Here is a 17,976-nt window from a genome sequence, read left to right as displayed (position 1 = left end):
GCCTAATGCCAATATGTAACCTGGGATACCGCCGGAAGGGGATGTCATAACCATTTTTATGCCCAAAATAGAATTTCGATCCCAGATCTGTTCAGAAATGCCATCCAAAATGAAATTGCAGCTATAAATATAATTATAGGGGGATAAAATCAGGTGATATTCATTTTGTAAATTGCCAATATTCATAATTATAACAGACATGCGGATATTAGGAGCTATCGGGTGCAACGCAGGCGAGAACCTGAAGGCTCTGCGAAGCAAAATCTGTCTTGATAGATCTCTCCATTTCGCTGCGCTTCAGTCGAGATGACGAAGATTTTTAAACTAAAACCTCCGAGTAAGTAACCAATAAAAATGTTCATCCGTTTGTAAAAGCTAAAGGATATATTGTTATGTTCGTATTTATTCGTTTAAGTTTGAACTTAAAATGTCGAAAATGAAATTCAGGAACTTACTTTTAATCTTATTTTTAGCCGTAACTTTTCAGGTAAATGCACAACAACCTACACTATTGCCGCAGTTTACCTTTTATAAACTAGATGGGAAACCATTTTCAAACAGTGATATTAAACAGGGAAAAAAGAATCTCTTTATGTTCTTTGATTGTACCTGTGAGCACTGCCAGCGGGAAAGCAAAAGCCTGAATGCAAATTATACCAAGTTTAAAGATGTGAATATTTATATGATTACCATGGATGAGGCATATATTATTCCGCAGTTTTTTAACTCTTATGCAAAAGGCTTAAATGCAAAACCTAATGTATTGGTATTACAGGATAAAAAGAGAATATTTATTCCAACATTTTTGCCGGTAAAATATCCTGCCATGTACTTGTATTCCCCTGCAGGTAAATTATTAATGTACCAATCAGGAGATGGAGGCATTAAAAAAATGATGTCGTTGGTGAGTAAGTAATCGTTTTTAGCCACAGATAAGTAACAATCATAGCTGTGGCTAATTATTTTTTGACGCTCAAGAATCTATCTGATAATCAAAACTGGGATATTTACCTTGTGCCGCACAGAATCTACAGTGGTGCCGAAAATAAGGTCTTTTAAGCCTTTATGTCCGTGTGCACCCATTACCAAAAGTTCCATTTCGTTCCGGTTGCTGATTTCTGCTATAGCTTTACCTGTGTTTCCAAAACCAATAAACGGTGTCGCATCATATCCAAGGTCTTCCAGGTTAGCTCTGTAACGCTCCAGGTTAACAGCATCGCTCTGCGTTTCATGGTCCATTACTTCTTTACCCAAATAGCGTGCAGCTGCAGTTTCTACAATATGGATCAGGTAATAGTGCGCATCTTTGCCACCTTGAATTAAAGCATGCCTGATTGTGTTTCTGTCATTTTTAGAGAAATCTACAGCAATTCCAATTTTTGTATAAGTGATCTTGTCGATTTTGCCAATATCCAAAGCATCTCCGTGGGGTACGATTTGTCTGGATGCATTTTTTTTCTTTTCCAATAATGGATGAAAGAAAACATAGAGCAAAAGTAACACGATAAGGATTAATGCGGGTATTACAATGGCATAAATCCACCAATTATTGGCTTCTTTTGCCCAACCGCTTATTTCCTCCATTACCAGTTTCACATTCAGCGCAATGATAACGACGGCACTTGCCCAGGCCAAAACCTTTACCCATGGTTTAATGGCGAAATCTTTCATCAGTTTTTTATCTGATGTAAAATGGATCAAAGGAATGATCGCAAAACCCAACTGCAAACTTAATATCACCTGGCTTAATACCAATAAGCCCCCAAGGGCATCGTCGCCATAGTGCAGAATGGTAAAAAATGCAGGAATAATGGCCAATAAACGGGTAATTAATCTTCGTAACCAAGGCTGGATCCGTAAATTGATATGCCCTTCCATAATGATCTGTCCGGCTAAAGTTCCGGTAACAGTAGAGCTTTGTCCGGCAGCAATCAGCGCAATGGCAAATAGGGTTGGGGCCACATTGCCAAAAATATTTGAAAGCAATTTATGCGCATCCTGAATTTCTGCCACCTCGTGTAAGCCATTTTTGTAAAAAGCTGCGGCAGCAAGAATCAATATGGCTGCGTTAACAAAAAAGGCCAGGTTTAATGCAACTGTGGTATCAATAAGGTTAAATTTTAAGGCTTCTTTTATCCCTTTGTTGCTCCGCTCAATTTTTCTGGTTTGTACTAAAGAGGAATGAAGGTAAAGGTTGTGTGGCATTACCGTTGCACCAATAATTCCGATGGCAATATAAAGTGCATCGCCATTGAGTATAGAGGGTTCAAAGCCTTTGGCTACTTCTTTAAGGGAAGGTTCTACAATAAACATCTCAACCAGAAAGGAAATGCCGACAATAAAGACCATCGAAACGATAAAACCTTCCATAGCCCTCATGCCTTTATTGAGTAAAAAAAGCAATAAAATGGTATCGAAAATAGTAATGCTAATGCCCCAGATCAGTGGTAAGCCAAAAAGTAACTGTAAGCCAATGGCCATCCCGATAATTTCAGCAAGATCGCAGGCAATGATTGCTGTTTGTGCCAAAGCGAACAATGGAATGTTGGCCCAGCGGGGATAAGCTTGTTTCGAGGCTTGCGCCAAATCCAATCCCCTCACTATACCTAAGCGGGCGCTTAGCGATTGTAAAAGCAAAGCGATGAGGTTCGACATCAATAAAACCCAGATTAACTGATAACCGAATTTACTTCCACCTGCTAAATCTGTTGCCCAGTTACCCGGATCCATGTAGCCAACACTGATTAAATAAGCCGGACCAATGAAAGCCAGAATTCTACGCCATCCTTTTCTTTTATCGGTATTTACACTTTGATGTACTTCACTTAACGATTCAGTTTTTGCCATTACTGCTGATTAAAATATGTTTTGCAACTTCTCTACTAATATTAACTTGTTTATCAGATACCTGGATCTCAACCGAACCATCGAAATCGGTAACATCACTAACCTGGATTTGTTTGCCCAGCGTAAGCCCTAATTTTTCTAAATGCTTTAAAAATGCAGAACTGTGCTGACTCACACCGGTAATGGTACCAGAATCGCCTACTTTTAATTCAATAAGTTTAATAAACTGGGTTTTGGCAAATCGTCCATTTTTATCCGGGATCGGATCGCCATGGGGATCTGCTTTCGGGAAGCCTAAAAACTCATCCAATCTTTCAATCAGCTCAATCGATTTAATATGCTCCAATTCTTCTGCCACATCATGTACCTCATCCCACTTAAAGTTTAATTTGTCTACCAAAAAAACTTCCCATAATCTATGTTTACGTACAATATCTATTGCTGTGTTTTTTCCTGTTTCGGTTAAGGTAACGCCTTGGTATTTAATATAATCAATCAGACCCTTATCGGCTAATTTTTTGATCATATCGGTAACCGAGGCGGGTTTGGTTTGCATCTGTTCAGCAATAGCATTGGTTTGCACGTTGATGGTTTTCTCTGCCAGATGATAAATAGTCTTTAGATAGTTCTCTTCGGTATAACTTTGCATTTATGTTTATCTAATTTTATTTTTAGGTAAATCTAAAAATTATTATTTAAAATATATATGATAAATTATGTTAAAATTTAGAATATAATTTGGTTATGTTTGTCTTCTGAAATACCTTTAACACCATATGGCATCTGAATTAGATAAAATAGACTTTAAAATTTTAAGAATTCTTCAAGAGAACGGAAGAATTACCAACTTGCTTTTATCACAGGAAATTGGCTTATCACCTGCACCAACCTTAGAGCGCGTGCGCAAGCTTGAAATGGCAGGATATATTAAAAGTTACCATGCATTGGTTGATGAAGAAAAACTGGGTTTAGGTATCAAAACCTTTATTCAGATTCAACTCGATTTTCATAAAAACAATACCATCCAGATCTTTTTGGATGAAGTAAATCAAATCAAAGAAATCACAGAGTGTCATCACGTTACAGGTCAGGCCGATTTTTTATTAAAAGTTTATGTAAAAGATATTAAGGCTTACGAACGTTTAATTATGGATAAAATCAGTAAGATTTCTGTAGTGAAAACCTTCCAAACCATGATGATCATGTCTACCACAAAAAAAGAACCTATTGTTCCTTTAGAGTATTAGACTTAACCCAGGATATTACGGTTTAGTTCTCCTTCGGCTCGTCACCCTGAACTTGTTTCAGGGTCTTAGCTGTTAAAGCTTTATTGTGATTTTGCCATATAGATATATAAGAACATATAGGCTATGGCGCTGATGTATACTCACACATCTTTTATGGCCCTGCTTTATCAGCTGTAGTCACTATTTCTTTCGGTTCTCACCTGAACTCGTTTCAGGTTCTTAGCTGTAAAACTTTTTTATAGTTTTTGCCATATAGATATATAAGAACATATAGGCTATGGCGCTACTGTATATTTACACAGCTTATGGTACTGCTTTTATCGTTCAACTGTAGTTATTATTTCTTTCGGCTCGTCACCCTGCACTTGTTTCAGGATCTTCAATGAGAAACTTTTGTTATGGTTCTAAACCATTAATAGTCAATTAAACGAATATTATTCAAAAGATTTAAGTTTTGATTCTATTTGCTTGTTGATTTTTATAATTTCAGTATCATACTTATGCGAATTTTCGTCTACAGCTTTATACATCAATTCGTAAGCTTTTATCCGTAAATTGCAGTATTCTTTTAAGGCCTTGTCACGCTCCCTAACAAAAGGAGGAAGGTTGAGTTTCTCCAAGCTATCTAATAAACTGATATTCTCATTCCAGTAATAGATTCCGCGGTCGCGGATTTCATATAATACGTCTTCCTTTTTTGCATCTGCCTTAAGTGTATAAATGCCTAGGGCCATTGTCTCCAAAATCCTGAAGCGCTCAAATCTTTTGTCGTATGTTGTTAAGCTTTCTGTATTGGGAATCGATTTAATCACCCCAAATGAGGAAAAAAGTATTAATATGCATAATGCAGCTATAGATACTATCTCTAAAGATGGCTTTTCAGGTTTTCTTAAGCTAGGGGTTAAAGTGTAACCGATTATTAGTCCCGAAATTAACCCGCCAATATGAGCCGCATTATCTATACCGCCTTTCATGCCATAGGCCAAATTATACACTATAAAAATGCAAATACTGGTCAGTAATTCCTTTCTGGTTTCTTTTTCAATCAGATCGGTAGTAAGTAAGGCAAGGAAAACACCATAGACGCCAAATATGGCACCTGATGCACCCGCACTGATGGTTTGTTCGTGCCACCAGATACTTGCCAAACTTGCTGCTACACCGGTTAATAGGTAAGCAGCAATAAATTTGCTTCTCCCTAGCATAGGCTCCAACAGCACACCTACATAAATTAGTGCATACATGTTAAAAAGAAGATGCAATATGCCGATGTGTAGAAAACAATTGGTAATTAAGCGTCAATATTGTCCCACAGATATAAATGGACGGAAATTAGCACCCCAGTTGGCAAGTATTTCTGAGCTTGGAGAAATGAAATCTGCACCACTGATCATCATTGCAATAAAGATCAATAGGTTAAGGTCAACCAGTATTGGTGTAAAGAAAAAATCCCTTTTAGGGATAAATAGCGAAAAGAAATTTTTAACCTTTTGTGTTGCAGATTCTGCCGAGACTTTCAATAGATCAGCAGCTGTTAAATCAAGTGAATCGTATAATCCCTGTAATTTAACTGAAAGTTCCTCTGGTAAAATCCCCGATTGCACAGTAGTAAAAGCAGATAGAAAAGCTTGAACATTTTTTTTGTTCTTATTAAAATCAATCATCTCCCCTCCAGTCGATTCACTCAAAATAGTGGCCGTTTCTCCTTCAATAAACAGTTTGATTTTACTGTTTGAGTTAATGATGGAAGTATCACTTTGAGCAATAAAGCCACTTAAACTTTGATACTGAATGGTCCAATTGAGCCGTTTTGCCGTCTCAGTAGCTATCGTCAAAAATTCAAGGGGGGGTAGTGCATGAAGCGGAATTTCTTCCTGGTGCTTAGGTATAATGCCTATTGCCATAATAAAGAGCGTTAATATTTGTTGCAAATATATAAGAAATGTAAGAACATTTATAACCACTGCGCTTAGATGCAATTTAAATGTCCTATATAGTTTAAGTCTTTTGACGGTTTATTATTAAGGCAGCAACACTCTGTGACTTAGTGATAGTTTCTTCTACGCTTTGTCGCATTCTCAACTTGATTGGGGATCGTAATGTCATGCTAGGGGTTCGTAGGTTGCGTTAAGATTTCCGTCTGCGAGGGGAAAGACGACCGTTCTTAGCAATGCCTTAAAATGACGATATTTCGAATGGATTTACCTATTCACCCAATCCTCATAACTCATCTCAAATTTCACTTCACCTTTGTTTACCACGCCAACCTTTTTCCAGCCTTGCCGGGTATAAAATTCTTCTGCACGGGTATTAGGCGATGTACCCAACCAAACGGGTTCATGTGTTTGATCGAAATACCAATCCATCATTAAGCGGTGCAATTCTTTCCCGATGCCTTTGCCTTCAAATTCTGGACGAAGGAATAAAGCCCAAATGTTATGCTCCTCTAAATCTACGATGGAGAACCCAACTACTTCTCCATCTACTTCGCAAACCCCAGCCTTTACCGCGTTGCGTAATAAATTCTTCGCAATCTTTGTCAGTAACCAATGCTGCATCGGACAAAATGTTCTCTTTTACGGTATGCCTGACAATTTGGATCGCAGGGATGTCAGTTGTTTTTGCTTCGCGGAAAATCATTTTTTATAAGTTCTTGAGAAAATTAATTTATTTGAAAAAGCCTTTTAAATGCTTTAATCGTTGATTATCACTCGTAAAACTAAACAATAAAATGTTTATGACAAATGAATGATTGTGAATTCTGGAATTGGTTCTACATTTGCTTAACGGTGTTAGATTATTTACACCTAATATTCCAGTCATGGGAAGTAAAGAAAGAATTCTACGTTTAAAAGATGAAACCAGAACCAAAATTCTGGATGCTGCCCTGAACATTGTTCAAACAGAGGGCTGGCAGGCATTGAGTATGCGTAAAATTGCCGACCAGATTGAATATACTGCACCCATTATTTACGAATACTTTTCCAACAAAGATGGCATCTTACTGGAACTCACCAGGAGAGGGTATTTAATGTTGGCCAAAGATATCCGCGAAGCCAGGGATCAGCACGAATCTCCGGAAGATAAAATGGAAGCCATGTGGATTGCCTACTGGAACTTCGCCTTCGCCCACAAAGAATTTTATCAGTTAATGTACGGTGTAGACATGGTTTGTTGTACCGTTAAAAATTCATTGCCCGAAGCCGAAAACGTGGGCGGTATGTTAGGCGATGTAATCGAATCTTTATTTAAGAAGAAACCAGTTTCTGAAGATGATATCTGCATGAAGTATTACACCTATTGGTCGATCATCCATGGTTTGATTTCCATCAACCTGGTGCGCCCGAATGGCAGAACAACAGACGAAATTAACCAGCAAATTTTAAAAGATGCCATCAAAGGCATTACTTTATCCATTAACAGTTAAAATATTTTTTTTACACAGTAATTTAACACTGTTAGATTATTTATACACTATAATCCAATTAAATTTAATTATATGAAATCTCTACATCGCTTGTACCCCTTACTTAACACCGTTAAATGGTTTAATGGTATTAATTCAATGTTAACAATTTCTCTTCTATCTATAATTTTGGTGAGTTGTAAGTCGTCTCCTGATCAGGCTGCAGCTGCACCGCCACCACCAGCACTGCCTGTAAGCGCGATTAACGCTAGCACAGAAACTACCTATATTGAATATCCTGCTTCCATTCAGGGCGCTGTTGATATCGATGTTCGTCCGCAGGTAAGTGGTTATCTACAAAGCGTCCTGGTTAACGAAGGTGCCTATGTAACTGCCGGACAAACCCTGTTCAAGATCAACGAAAACCCATACCGCGAGGCTTTAAACAATGCGAAAGCAAGTTTACATGCGGCAGAAGCGGCTATTTTAAATGCTCAATTGGAGGTTGATAAATTAACACCACTTGTTCAGAATAAGGTAGTTTCTGATTTCCAGTTAAAAACAGCTAAAACGGCTTACAAAATCGCACAGGCAAATGCCGAACAAGCTAAAGCCAGCGTGGCTTCGGCACAGATTAACTTAGGTTATACCAATGTTAAGGCTACGGTGAGTGGTTACATCGGCCGTATTCCTAAAAAACAGGGAAGTTTAGTTTCTCCAACGGATCAAGTTGCTTTAACACAGTTATCTGATATCCACGAAGTACATGTTTATTTCTCCCTTGCCGAAAACGACTTCAACAGTTTTAATGCAAACTACCCGGGTAAAACACCTGCCGACAGGATTAAACATTTACCAGCAGTAGAACTTTTATTGTCTGATAATTCAGCTTACCCGATTAAAGGGAAGATCGATATGATTGATGGTCAGTTTGATAAAAACACAGGTGCCATTACTTTAAGGGCTAGTTTCCCTAATGCCAGCGGAACCCTTCGCTCGGGTAATACCGGTAAGATCCGTTTAGGTTTACAGCACGATAATGCCATTCTGGTACCGCAGTCCTCAACGGTAGAAATGCAGGATAAAGTATTTGTATTTACCGTGGGCGACAGCAGTAAGGTGAAAAAACAAGCCATTACCATTGTTGGTAAAGCCGGCGAAAATTACCTGGTTAAAGACGGGGTAAAAGCTGGCGACCAGATCGTGTTAAGCGGGGTTGATAAGTTACAGGAGGGCATGGTGATCCAGCCTCAAAAAGCAGCAGATAAAGTGGCTGCGGCAAAAACAAAGAAATAATCAAAATTAAAGTAAAGCAATCATGTTTCAGAAATTTATAGACAGGCCTGTACTTTCAACTGTTATCTCCATCTTATTGGTGATAGTGGGAATACTGGGCTTAACCAAGTTGCCCTTAGAGCGCTTTCCAAATATCGCACCTCCGTCGGTATTGGTAACTGCGGTTTACCCTGGGGCTAATGCCGAAACCATTTTACGTTCGGTAACTCCATCATTGGAGGAAGCAATTAACGGTGTGGAGAACATGACCTACATGACCTCCAGCGCCAGTAACGATGGTACCCTGGCCATCACGGTTTACTTTCAGCAGGGTACGAACCCGGATCAGGCGGCTGTAAACGTGCAAAACCGGGTTTCGCAGGCCACCAGTCAATTGCCTGCAGAGGTTGTACAATATGGTATCACCACTACCAAACAGCAAAACAGTTTTATTGGGGCTATCGGGGTTTACTCTGAAGACCCAAAAAAATACGATGCCGTTTTTGTAAATAACTATGCGCAGATCAATATCATTCCCGAACTGAAAAGGATTCCGGGGGTAGGTTCGGCCAGTGTATTTGGTGGGATTAAAGATTATTCGATGCGTATCTGGTTAAACCCAAGTCAATTGGCCACTTACAAAATTACACCTAACGAAGTGATCACTGCCATTCAGGATAAAAACCTGGAAGCGGCCCCTGGTCGGTTTGGAGAAAGAAGTAGTGAGGCCTTTGAATATATCATTAAATATAAAGGTAAACTGACCAAACCAGAGGAATATCAGAATATTGCGATCCGTTCTAATTCAGATGGTTCTATATTACGTTTAAAAGATGTGGCCCGTGTAGAACTGGGTGCTTATAGCTATGGTAGTGTTAATCGTTTAAACGGACACGATGGGATTACCATTGGGGTAATTCAGTTATCAGGCTCTAATGCCAACGAAATCCAGATTGCTATTGATAAACTGTTGGCGAAACTATCAAAAGATTTCCCTGCAGGTATTAAATACAACCAGTTTTACCGTACCAAAACCGATTTAGACGAATCCATCAACCAGGTAGAACACACTTTGATCGAAGCCTTTTTACTGGTATTTATCGTGGTATTTATCTTCCTTCAGGATTTCAGGTCTACTTTAATTCCGGCTATTGCGGTTCCGGTAGCGATTATTGGTACTTTCTTTTTCATGCAGCTTTTCGGCTTCTCTGTTAATCTTTTAACGTTGTTTGCATTGGTACTGGCCATTGGTATCGTGGTAGATGATGCGATTGTGGTGGTAGAAGCGGTACATGCCAAAATGGAGGAAAATCCTTCACTGAGCCCAAAAGCAGCCACAACCGAGGCGATGAATGAAATTACCGGTGCCATTATATCGATTACATTGGTGATGGCGGCAGTATTTTTACCGGTTGGTTTTATGACCGGTTCTACAGGTATATTTTACAAGCAGTTTGCCTTAACGATGGCCATTGCCATCATTATATCGGCGGTTAACGCCTTAACCTTAAGTCCGGCACTGGCGGCTTTATTTTTAAAGAACAAACATGCTGAAGGTGGTCACAAAGCGCCTAAAAAGGGTTTTGTAGAGAAATTTTATGCAGGTTTTAACGGTGGGTTTAATTACATGACCAACCGATACGTTGGCGGCTTAAAAGTGTTGATCCGTCATAAATGGCTTAGCATGGCTGGTTTGGCATTAGTGGTACTGATTACTATTTTTCTGGTAGGCAGAACTAAAACAGGTTTTATCCCGACAGAAGATCAGGGTTTTGTGGCCATCGCTGTGGCCAGTCCATCGGGAACATCATTAGCCAATACCAACAAAATGTTAAAACAGGCTGAAGCGGAGTTGAGAGCAATGCCGTCAGCAAGGTTTGTGATGTCGCTGGCCGGTTATAACTTTTTAACCGCATCGAACAGTCCATCGGCCGGACAGATTTTCTTATTGTTAAAACCAAATGACGAAAGAGGGGAAGTTAAAAACATCGATGAGATCCAAAATATTGTAAGGGCTAAAATGGCAGCCATATCTGCCGGTACCTTCTTTGTATTCAGTTTTCCTACGGTTCCGGGTTTTAGTAACGTGGAGGCAATGAACGTGATGTTACAGGATAAAACGAATGGCAGACTGGATAAATTTAGTGGTGTAGCGAATAACTTCATTGCGAAATTGATGGCAAAACCCGCAATTGCCTATGCCTTTACTTCTTATAAAACAGATTATCCACAATTGCAGTTGGATGTGAACGATGAAAAAGCCGATCAATTGGGTGTAAGTAAAAAAGATATCTTACAAACCATGCAGACGTATTTTGGTACGGCGCAGGCCTCAGATTTTAACCGCTTTGGTAAATATTACCGGGTAGTGGTGCAGGCTGATGTTGCCGACAGAACCGATCCTGCGAGTATTGATCGTGTATTTGTTAAAAACAAGGCAGGAGAAAGTGTGCCCATCAGTACCCTGGTTAAATTAACCCGTGTATATGGTTCGGAAACAGCTTCTCGTTACAACCTGTTCAACTCTATCGAGGTAAATGCCATCCCTAAACCAGGTTTCAGTTCTGGTGATGCGATTAAAGCGATAGAAGAAACGGCTAAAGAACAATTGCCAACCGGATATGCTTACGAATTCTCCGGACAAACACGTGAGGAGATTTCTTCAGGCGGACAGTCTACCGTGATATTCCTGCTTTGTTTGGTGTTTGTTTACTTCTTATTATCAGCACAGTACGAGAGTTACATCCTGCCATTGGCGGTAATTTTATCTATCCCTACAGGTGTATTCGGAGTATTTGTGGTATTGGGTTTAACTGGTATCGAAAACAACATTTATGTACAGGTAGCACTGATTATGCTGATTGGGTTGCTGGCTAAAAACGCCATCCTGATTGTGGAGTTTGCCGTGCAGCGACGAAAGGCAGGACTCGGTTTGGTTGATTCGGCTATTGAAGCCGCCCGATTAAGGATCAGACCGATCATTATGACCTCACTTGCCTTTGTGTTTGGTTTATTCCCGATGAGTATTGCAACAGGTCCATCGGCACAAGGTAACCACTCCATCAGTATCGGTGCAGCAGGAGGGATGGTATCGGGTGTAGTTTTAGGTTTGTTCATCATTCCGGTACTTTTTGTCATCTTCCAGGCTTTACAGGAAAAAATATCAAAAAAATCAAAAAATGAGGTTGTTCAGCACCATGGAGAACCTGTAAATAATAATCATGTAGTTTATGAAACGGTTTAATATTATTACCATCCTGCTCCTTGCTTTAATCTGGAGCGGATGTTCGGTTTCGAAAGATACAGCCTTGCCAAATGTAGCACCAGGCTTATTCAGAAACGGATTGCCAAAAGATTCTTCGAGCATTGGCACCATGCCCCTGAAGAGTTTCATCAACGACCTTACTGTTCAGCATTTAATCGATACAGCGCTGGTTAAAAATTACGATATGCAAATTGCATTGAAAAATATCGATGCAGCTGAGGTATTGTTCAAACAATCGAAATTGGGTTATTTACCTGAATTGAAATTGCAGGTGGCAGCGAGTTCTAGCCGCCCCTCTGATAACAGTTTAAATGGTTTAAGCCTGAACCAGTTTACAGGCTCAACACACATTGAAGATTACAATGCCAATCTGGGTGTGGTTTGGGAAGCTGATATCTGGGGAAAAATCCGTAATCAAAAAGCTGGCGCTTTAGCCAGTTTTTTGCAAACAGAAGAGGCACGTAAAGCAGTTCAAACGCGTTTGGTAGCCAATGTGGCGCAAGGTTATTACAATTTGTTGATGCTTGATGCGCAATTGGAAATCGCTAAAAAGAATTTAAAGCTTAACGACAGTACCTTAAGGATTATCAATTTACAGTTTGATGCTGGTCAGGTAACCTCATTGGCTATTCAGCAGGCGCAGGCACAACAGTTAAATGCGGCACAGTTAATCCCTCGTTTAGAGCAAAATGTAACCTTACAGGAAAATGCTTTAAGTGTATTGATCGGTACTTTGCCTAAAGCCATTAACCGCGAAAGCCGTTTAGATAAAATGATTATCCCTCAGGATTTAAATGCAGGTTTTCCTTCATCTATGTTGAGCCGCAGGCCTGATATTAAAAGCGCAGAACTCGCTTTAACCATTGCCAATGCAAAGGTTGGGGTGGCAAAGGCAAGTTTATATCCCTCGCTGGTGATTACCGCAAGTGGAGGCATTAACTCTTTTAAAGCGAGCAACTGGTTTAATGTACCGGCATCTTTATTCGGATTAGTAGGGGCAGGGATTACCCAGCCTATTTTTCAGAGAGGTCAGTTAAAAACTTCTTTGGAGCTGGCTAAAATCGACCGTGAGAAATCGGTTATTCAGTTCCGTCAGTCGGTATTGAATGCGGTTGGCGAAGTGTCTGATGAGTTAACGAAAGTAGAGAAGTTAAAAGCGCAATACAGCATCGCTGAAAAAAGAGCGCAGACTTTACAACAGGCTTCAAGAAATGCAAGTTTGTTGTTTAAAAGTGGTATGGCGAACTACCTGGAGGTAATAACCGCGCAAGGCAATTTATTGCAGAGTGAACTGGAATTAACCACCATTAAAACAGAGCAGTTAAATGCAGTTGTTGGTTTGTACCGCTCGTTAGGGGGCGGCTGGAATTAATATTGCAAAAACCTATAAGGTTTTAAAGACTTTATAGGTTTGTGTATAAATTTAGGCACTAAGGACGCGAGGTTCTTGGTGCTTTTTTGTTTTGTCTTCCCTGCGAACAATCCGTCATTTCCGCAGTGGAGAAATCTTTGAACTTTTCATAAACATAGTTCGTCATTCTCGGGCATGCGGGAATCTTAATGCGTTCGCTATTCTTTCCCTTCGCTCAGTCTTGTCTCGGCTCACCGCCGCCGAGGGGCTCTTTCTTTTGGCTTGGCCCAAAAGAAACAAAAACCCAAGGCTTGGATCTGATGTCGGATAAATTCGTCAAAGCTTTTTTGGTCGTCAGCACAAGCCCCGATGAAGGATCGGGGAGGGCGTGCTGCCTCTGGGCTGTGGTAAGTTGAAAGGAGGTGCTAAAGCTTTAACGTTTTCTCCTTCCATCATATCCTAGGCCGTATAGCAGGGAGCAGATAGCATGGAGTAGAGGGAGTTCTTCTTTTGCTGTCATCCTGAGCGCAGCGAAGGATCTTTTAATTGCTTTTATTTCAAAAAAATCCGTCATCTCGACCGTAGTGAAGAGATCTTTGAACTGGAGTTGCTATATTTCATAAACATAGTTCGTCATTCCCGCGCAGGCGGGAATCTTAATGCGTTCGCTATTTTCTTGGCCTTTGCTCGGTCTTGCCTCGGCTCACCGCCGCCGAGGGGCTCTTTCTTTTGGCTTGGCCCAAAAGAAACAAAAACCCAAGGCTTGCACCCTTCCTTGTAAAAAGCTACGGAAATCTTGATAGCGGCAGCATCGAGGCTCTTAGCCTTGCTTATCCCAACGCTCCCGCTTTGATCCTGCCTTGGGCTGTGGGGTTATGAGGGGGACTGCAAAGATTTTCGTGCTTTTTCCGGCGGAAATCTGCCAGGCCGGCTAGCAGGGTGCAGATAGCATGGAGTAGAGGGAGTTCTTCTTTTGCTGTCATCCTGAGCGCAGCGAAGGATCTTTTAATTGCTTTTATTTCAAAAAAATCCGTCATCTCGACCGTAGCGGAGAGATCTTTGAACTTTCTAATACGGTCGTCATTCTCGCTCAGGCGGGAATCTTAAAGCGGTCGCTACTTTTTTGTAGCTTGAATCTCTAGGAGTGGTGCTGTTTGAAACTATGAGGGGAGCTCCCCTCCTTATTTTCAAGGAGGGGCTGGGGGTGGTTATGAGATAATATTACTCTTGCCTTTATTCAGTCTTGCCTCGGCTCACCGCCACCGAAGGGCTTTTACTTTTTCCTTGATGAAAAAGTAACAAAAAATCAAGTCTTGCCTCGTTTTTTATCTGATAATATTGTTTTTATAGGTATAAAAGATTGCTGCGCAATTCCTTGTAAAAAGCTACGGAAATCTTGATAGCGGCAGCATCGAGGCTCTTACCTTTGCTTATTCCCAACGCTCCCGCTTTGATCCTGCCTTAGGCTGTGGGGTTATGAAGAGGGGCTACAAAGATTTCCGTGCTTTTTCCGGCGAAAATCTGCCAGGCCGGATAGCAGGGTGCAGATAGCATGGGGCATATTACAGGGTGCGATAATTTGTTTTTTAGTCCTTTCCCTTTCAGGGGAAAGGTGCCGATAGGCGGATAGGGGTTTAAGGCGCTCGCTATAATACGGTCGCCATCCGATAGCTTTCTATGCGAGGCTGGACTAGAGCCAGCCGAAGTCTGCCTGCTGCAAGCACGCAATCTTCATAAAGAAGGTTTAATGGTATTTTATCATTAAGGCACCAAGGGTATAATATTCTCGGTGCCTTCTTGTTTATAAAGGTTTTGGAAAGCAGGTTTTGTCCATCGGTTCCGATAGTCCTGCTTTCCTTTCTGCTCCAGGTAGAAAAAACCGGAAGCACCCATCCAATCGGGTTTGGTTTACATGAAGCTGTGCTTTAAATGATAACTATTCGCTATAGTGGAGCGCATCACGCTTGGTGTGTAAAAACAAATATTACTTTCTTTTGGATAAGCCGAATGAATATCGAAAGCCAGCGGTAAAGCTGGTGTTGTTTGCACCTGCACCTTTAGCAAATATTTCAATGTTATCGCCTTTTTTCAAAGGGATCTGGTAACCTAGGCCATAAGCCTGGTAAAATCCATTTGTAGCGTATGTACCATGATTATAACTGCTTCCTGAGCTGGTGTATGGATAATTAATGGTTTGATATTCTTCCTGGTAACCCAATTCGGCAGATAGATAAAAACGGCCAATGTAGTATTTTGCACCTGCATACAGGGCATTTTGCAATACTTTCATGTTTTTGGCCTGTGTTACGCTACCGTCATTATTAACATAACCAATTGCCGGGTTATTTTTTTGGATGTAGGCGAGGTTTAATCCTGCGGTAAAGCCCCAGTGCTTGTTTAAGCGATATTCGTAACCTATTTCTCCTCCAAAAACAGGTGCTTTGAATGTTGAATTGTAACCCGCAAAGGGCGAAATGTGTACACTGTGTTTGATTACGCCTGTACTGTCTTGTGCCTTGCTTGTTTTAATGCCAAAAAATCCAATTAGTAGCATTAGTGATAATGTTTTAGTTTTCATGAACTAAAAATGCAGTAGATTAATGGGCTATCGCTTTTAATTAACGATCTTTAACCTGGTTTACAGTATTTAACTTAAAATGTGTTAAAGGCTGTTAATTTAGCGGGTATTTTTTAACAATCCCAGCGCTCCCGCTTGATTCTGCCTTGGGTTGTGGGGTTATGAGGGGGACTGCAAAGATTTTCGTGCTTTTTCCGGCGGAAATCTGCAAGGCCGGATAGCAGGGAGCAGATAGCATATATATAGGGATAATTTCTAATACGGTCGTCATTCTCGCACATGCGGGAATCTTAATGCTTTCGCTATTTTCTTGCCCTTCGCTCTAGCTTGCCTCGGCTCACCGCCGCCGAGGGCTTTTACTTTTTCCTTGATGAAAAAGTAACAAAAAATCAAGGCTTGCATCGTTCCTTGTAAAAAGCTACGGAAATCTTGATTGCGGCAGCATCGAGGCTCTTAGCCGTGCTTATCCCACCGCTCCCGCTTTGATCCTGCCTTAGGTTGTGGGGTTATGAGGGGGACTGCAAAGATTTTCGTGCTTTTTCCGGCGGAAATCTGCCAGGCCGGATAGCAGGGAGCAGATCGCATGGGGCATATTGCAGAGTGCGATAATTTGTTTTACAGTCCTTTCCCTTTCAGGGGAAAGGTGTCGATAGGCCGATAGGGGTTTAAGGCACTCGCTATAATACGGTCGTCATTCCCGCGCATGCGGGAATCTTAATGCTTTCGCTATTCTTTACCCTTCGCTCGGGCTTGCCTCGGCTACCGATAAAAAATCGGTACAGGTCCACCGCCGCCGAGGGGCTCTTTCTTTTTTCAGTTGTGTATATGTTTTTAAAGGCCTTCAAGCTTGCTTCGCAGGTTGGCTTGGCCCAAAAGAAACAAAAACCCAAGGCTTGGATCTGATGTCGGATAAATTCGTCAAAGCTTTGAGGTCGCCAGCACAAGCCCCGATGAAAAATCGGGGCTTGTGCTGCCTCTGGGCTGTGGTAGGTTGAAAGGAGGTGCAAAAGCTTTAACGTTTTCTCCTTCCATCATATCCTAGGCCGGATAGCATGGAGCAGATAGCATAATGCAGCGGATTAATCGCGTTATTTCAATCGCGATTAATTCATCCTACTTTTATTTTCCTTCGGGTTTTTGTCATCCTGAGCGTAGTCGAAGGATCCTTCCATCATTTCCCAGGCCGTATAGCGAGGTGCAGATAGAATGGAGCAGATCGCATGGAGCAGAGACAGGCATCCGTAGAATTATTCCTCTGAAACTATGAGGGACACTCCCCTCCTAATTTAGGAGGGGTTGGGGGTGGTTATGAGATAATATCACTCTTGACCTTTTTCCAGGCTTGCCTTGTTATTTTCTGTCATCCTGAGGTACGAAGGATCTTTTGATTTAAAGATTCTTCACTTCGTTCAGAATGACAATTGAAAGGTTTTTCCCCTAGCTCGGGCTTGCCTCGGTTAGCCGCCGAAGGGCTCTTTCTTTTCTCTTGATAGAAAAGAAACAAACCTGAGCGCAGCGAAAGCATGCCTGCTATTAAAAACAACAAACACAAAGGCATAACTGAAAGGCTTGCATCGTTTTTTATGTGATCTTATTGTTTTTATCGGTATAAAAGATTGCTGCGCAATTCCTTGTAAAAAGCTACGGAAATCTTGATTGCGGCAGCATCGAGGCTCTTAGCCTTGCTTATCCCAACGCTCCCGCTTGATCCTGCCTTAGGTTGTGGGGTTATGAGGGGGAACTGCAAAGATTTCCGTGCTTTTTCCGGCGGAAATCTGCCAGGCCGGATAGCAGGGTGCAGATAGCGTGATGTATAGGGATATTCTCTAATACGGTAGTCGTTCCACCAATAAATCCGTCATTGCGAGAAGGCTTTTTCAGCCGACGAAGCAATCTTTATAGCGAGGATTATTAGCGTGAAAGATTGCTTCCCCGAATGATCGGGGCAAGCTGTCGTTCCTCCTCGTAATGACGACTTTTTAAGGGAGTCTGCAAATGGTAGCGCGT

13 protein-coding genes are annotated in these 17,976 nt (G+C 41.1%); 6 read left to right on the top strand and 7 right to left on the bottom strand.

What is annotated here, in order from left to right:
* Nucleotides 1-201, bottom strand: a 201-nt coding sequence (locus OQX63_RS23005; RefSeq protein ID WP_265853135.1) for a hypothetical protein, incomplete at its 3' end; no start/stop codon positions are given.
* 235 nt (nt 202-436) lie between these two features.
* Between OQX63_RS23005 and OQX63_RS23000 the strand changes: the two genes are divergently transcribed.
* Nucleotides 437-916, top strand: a complete 480-nt coding sequence (locus OQX63_RS23000; RefSeq protein ID WP_265853134.1) for a peroxiredoxin family protein — start codon at nt 437-439, stop codon at nt 914-916.
* 65 nt (nt 917-981) lie between these two features.
* On the opposite strand, the gene OQX63_RS22995 is transcribed toward OQX63_RS23000, so the two are convergent.
* Together OQX63_RS22995 and OQX63_RS22990 are read right to left on the bottom strand one after the other, a co-directional pair.
* Nucleotides 982-2,847 (bottom strand): Nramp family divalent metal transporter, encoded by a 1,866-nt coding sequence (locus OQX63_RS22995; protein ID WP_265853133.1) that lies wholly within the window; start codon nt 2,845-2,847, stop codon nt 982-984.
* Nucleotides 2,834-3,496, bottom strand: coding sequence for a metal-dependent transcriptional regulator (locus OQX63_RS22990; RefSeq protein ID WP_265853132.1), 663 nt, complete (start codon nt 3,494-3,496; stop codon nt 2,834-2,836). Before OQX63_RS22990 ends, OQX63_RS22995 begins: the two co-directional genes overlap by 14 nt.
* Before the next feature lie 127 nt (nt 3,497-3,623).
* Between OQX63_RS22990 and OQX63_RS22985 the strand changes: the two genes are divergently transcribed.
* A complete protein-coding gene (locus OQX63_RS22985; RefSeq protein ID WP_025142637.1) occupies nt 3,624-4,094 on the top strand; it encodes an Lrp/AsnC family transcriptional regulator in 471 nt (156 codons plus the stop codon).
* 434 nt (nt 4,095-4,528) lie between these two features.
* Here OQX63_RS22985 and OQX63_RS22980 read toward each other — a convergent pair whose 3' ends face one another.
* The 3 genes from OQX63_RS22980 to OQX63_RS22970 form a co-directional block, all read right to left on the bottom strand.
* Nucleotides 4,529-5,386 carry a rhomboid family intramembrane serine protease gene (locus tag OQX63_RS22980; protein ID WP_265853136.1) on the bottom strand — a complete coding sequence of 286 codons (858 nt, stop codon included), beginning with the start codon at nt 5,384-5,386 and terminating at the stop codon, nt 4,529-4,531.
* A 6-nt stretch (nt 5,387-5,392) separates the two neighbouring features.
* A complete protein-coding gene (locus OQX63_RS22975; RefSeq protein WP_265853131.1) occupies nt 5,393-6,058 on the bottom strand; it encodes a hypothetical protein in 666 nt (221 codons plus the stop codon).
* Between the two features lie 237 nt (nt 6,059-6,295).
* The gene (locus tag OQX63_RS22970; protein WP_265853130.1) at nt 6,296-6,652 is read right to left on the bottom strand and encodes a GNAT family N-acetyltransferase; all 357 of its coding nucleotides are present in this window, start codon (nt 6,650-6,652) and stop codon (nt 6,296-6,298) included.
* Nucleotides 6,653-6,915: 263 nt separating this feature from the next.
* Here OQX63_RS22970 and OQX63_RS22965 point away from each other — a divergent pair, with 263 nt between their 5' ends.
* The 4 genes from OQX63_RS22965 (at nt 6,916) to OQX63_RS22950 (ending at nt 13,412) form a co-directional block, all read left to right on the top strand.
* Nucleotides 6,916-7,521, top strand: a complete 606-nt coding sequence (locus OQX63_RS22965; RefSeq protein ID WP_265853129.1) for a TetR/AcrR family transcriptional regulator — start codon at nt 6,916-6,918, stop codon at nt 7,519-7,521.
* Between the two features lie 72 nt (nt 7,522-7,593).
* Nucleotides 7,594-8,796 (top strand): efflux RND transporter periplasmic adaptor subunit, encoded by a 1,203-nt coding sequence (locus OQX63_RS22960; protein WP_265853128.1) that lies wholly within the window; start codon nt 7,594-7,596, stop codon nt 8,794-8,796.
* 22 nt (nt 8,797-8,818) lie between these two features.
* On the top strand, nt 8,819-12,019 hold the full coding sequence (locus tag OQX63_RS22955) for an efflux RND transporter permease subunit (RefSeq protein ID WP_265853127.1): 3,201 nt from the start codon (nt 8,819-8,821) through the stop codon (nt 12,017-12,019).
* Nucleotides 12,006-13,412 carry a TolC family protein gene (locus OQX63_RS22950; protein WP_265853126.1) on the top strand — a complete coding sequence of 469 codons (1,407 nt, stop codon included), beginning with the start codon at nt 12,006-12,008 and terminating at the stop codon, nt 13,410-13,412. The genes OQX63_RS22955 and OQX63_RS22950 overlap by 14 nt, the downstream gene beginning before the upstream one ends.
* A 1,963-nt stretch (nt 13,413-15,375) precedes the next feature.
* On the opposite strand, the gene OQX63_RS22945 is transcribed toward OQX63_RS22950, so the two are convergent.
* On the bottom strand, nt 15,376-15,945 hold the full coding sequence (locus OQX63_RS22945) for a hypothetical protein (RefSeq protein ID WP_265853125.1): 570 nt from the start codon (nt 15,943-15,945) through the stop codon (nt 15,376-15,378).
* Nucleotides 15,946-17,976: the final 2,031 nt, after the last annotated feature.

The sequence above is a fragment of the Pedobacter sp. PF22-3 genome (assembly GCF_026239555.1).
In the GTDB taxonomy this organism is placed as follows: Bacteria; Bacteroidota; Bacteroidia; order Sphingobacteriales; family Sphingobacteriaceae; genus Pedobacter.
This window is presented reverse-complemented; position numbering and strand designations above follow the sequence as displayed.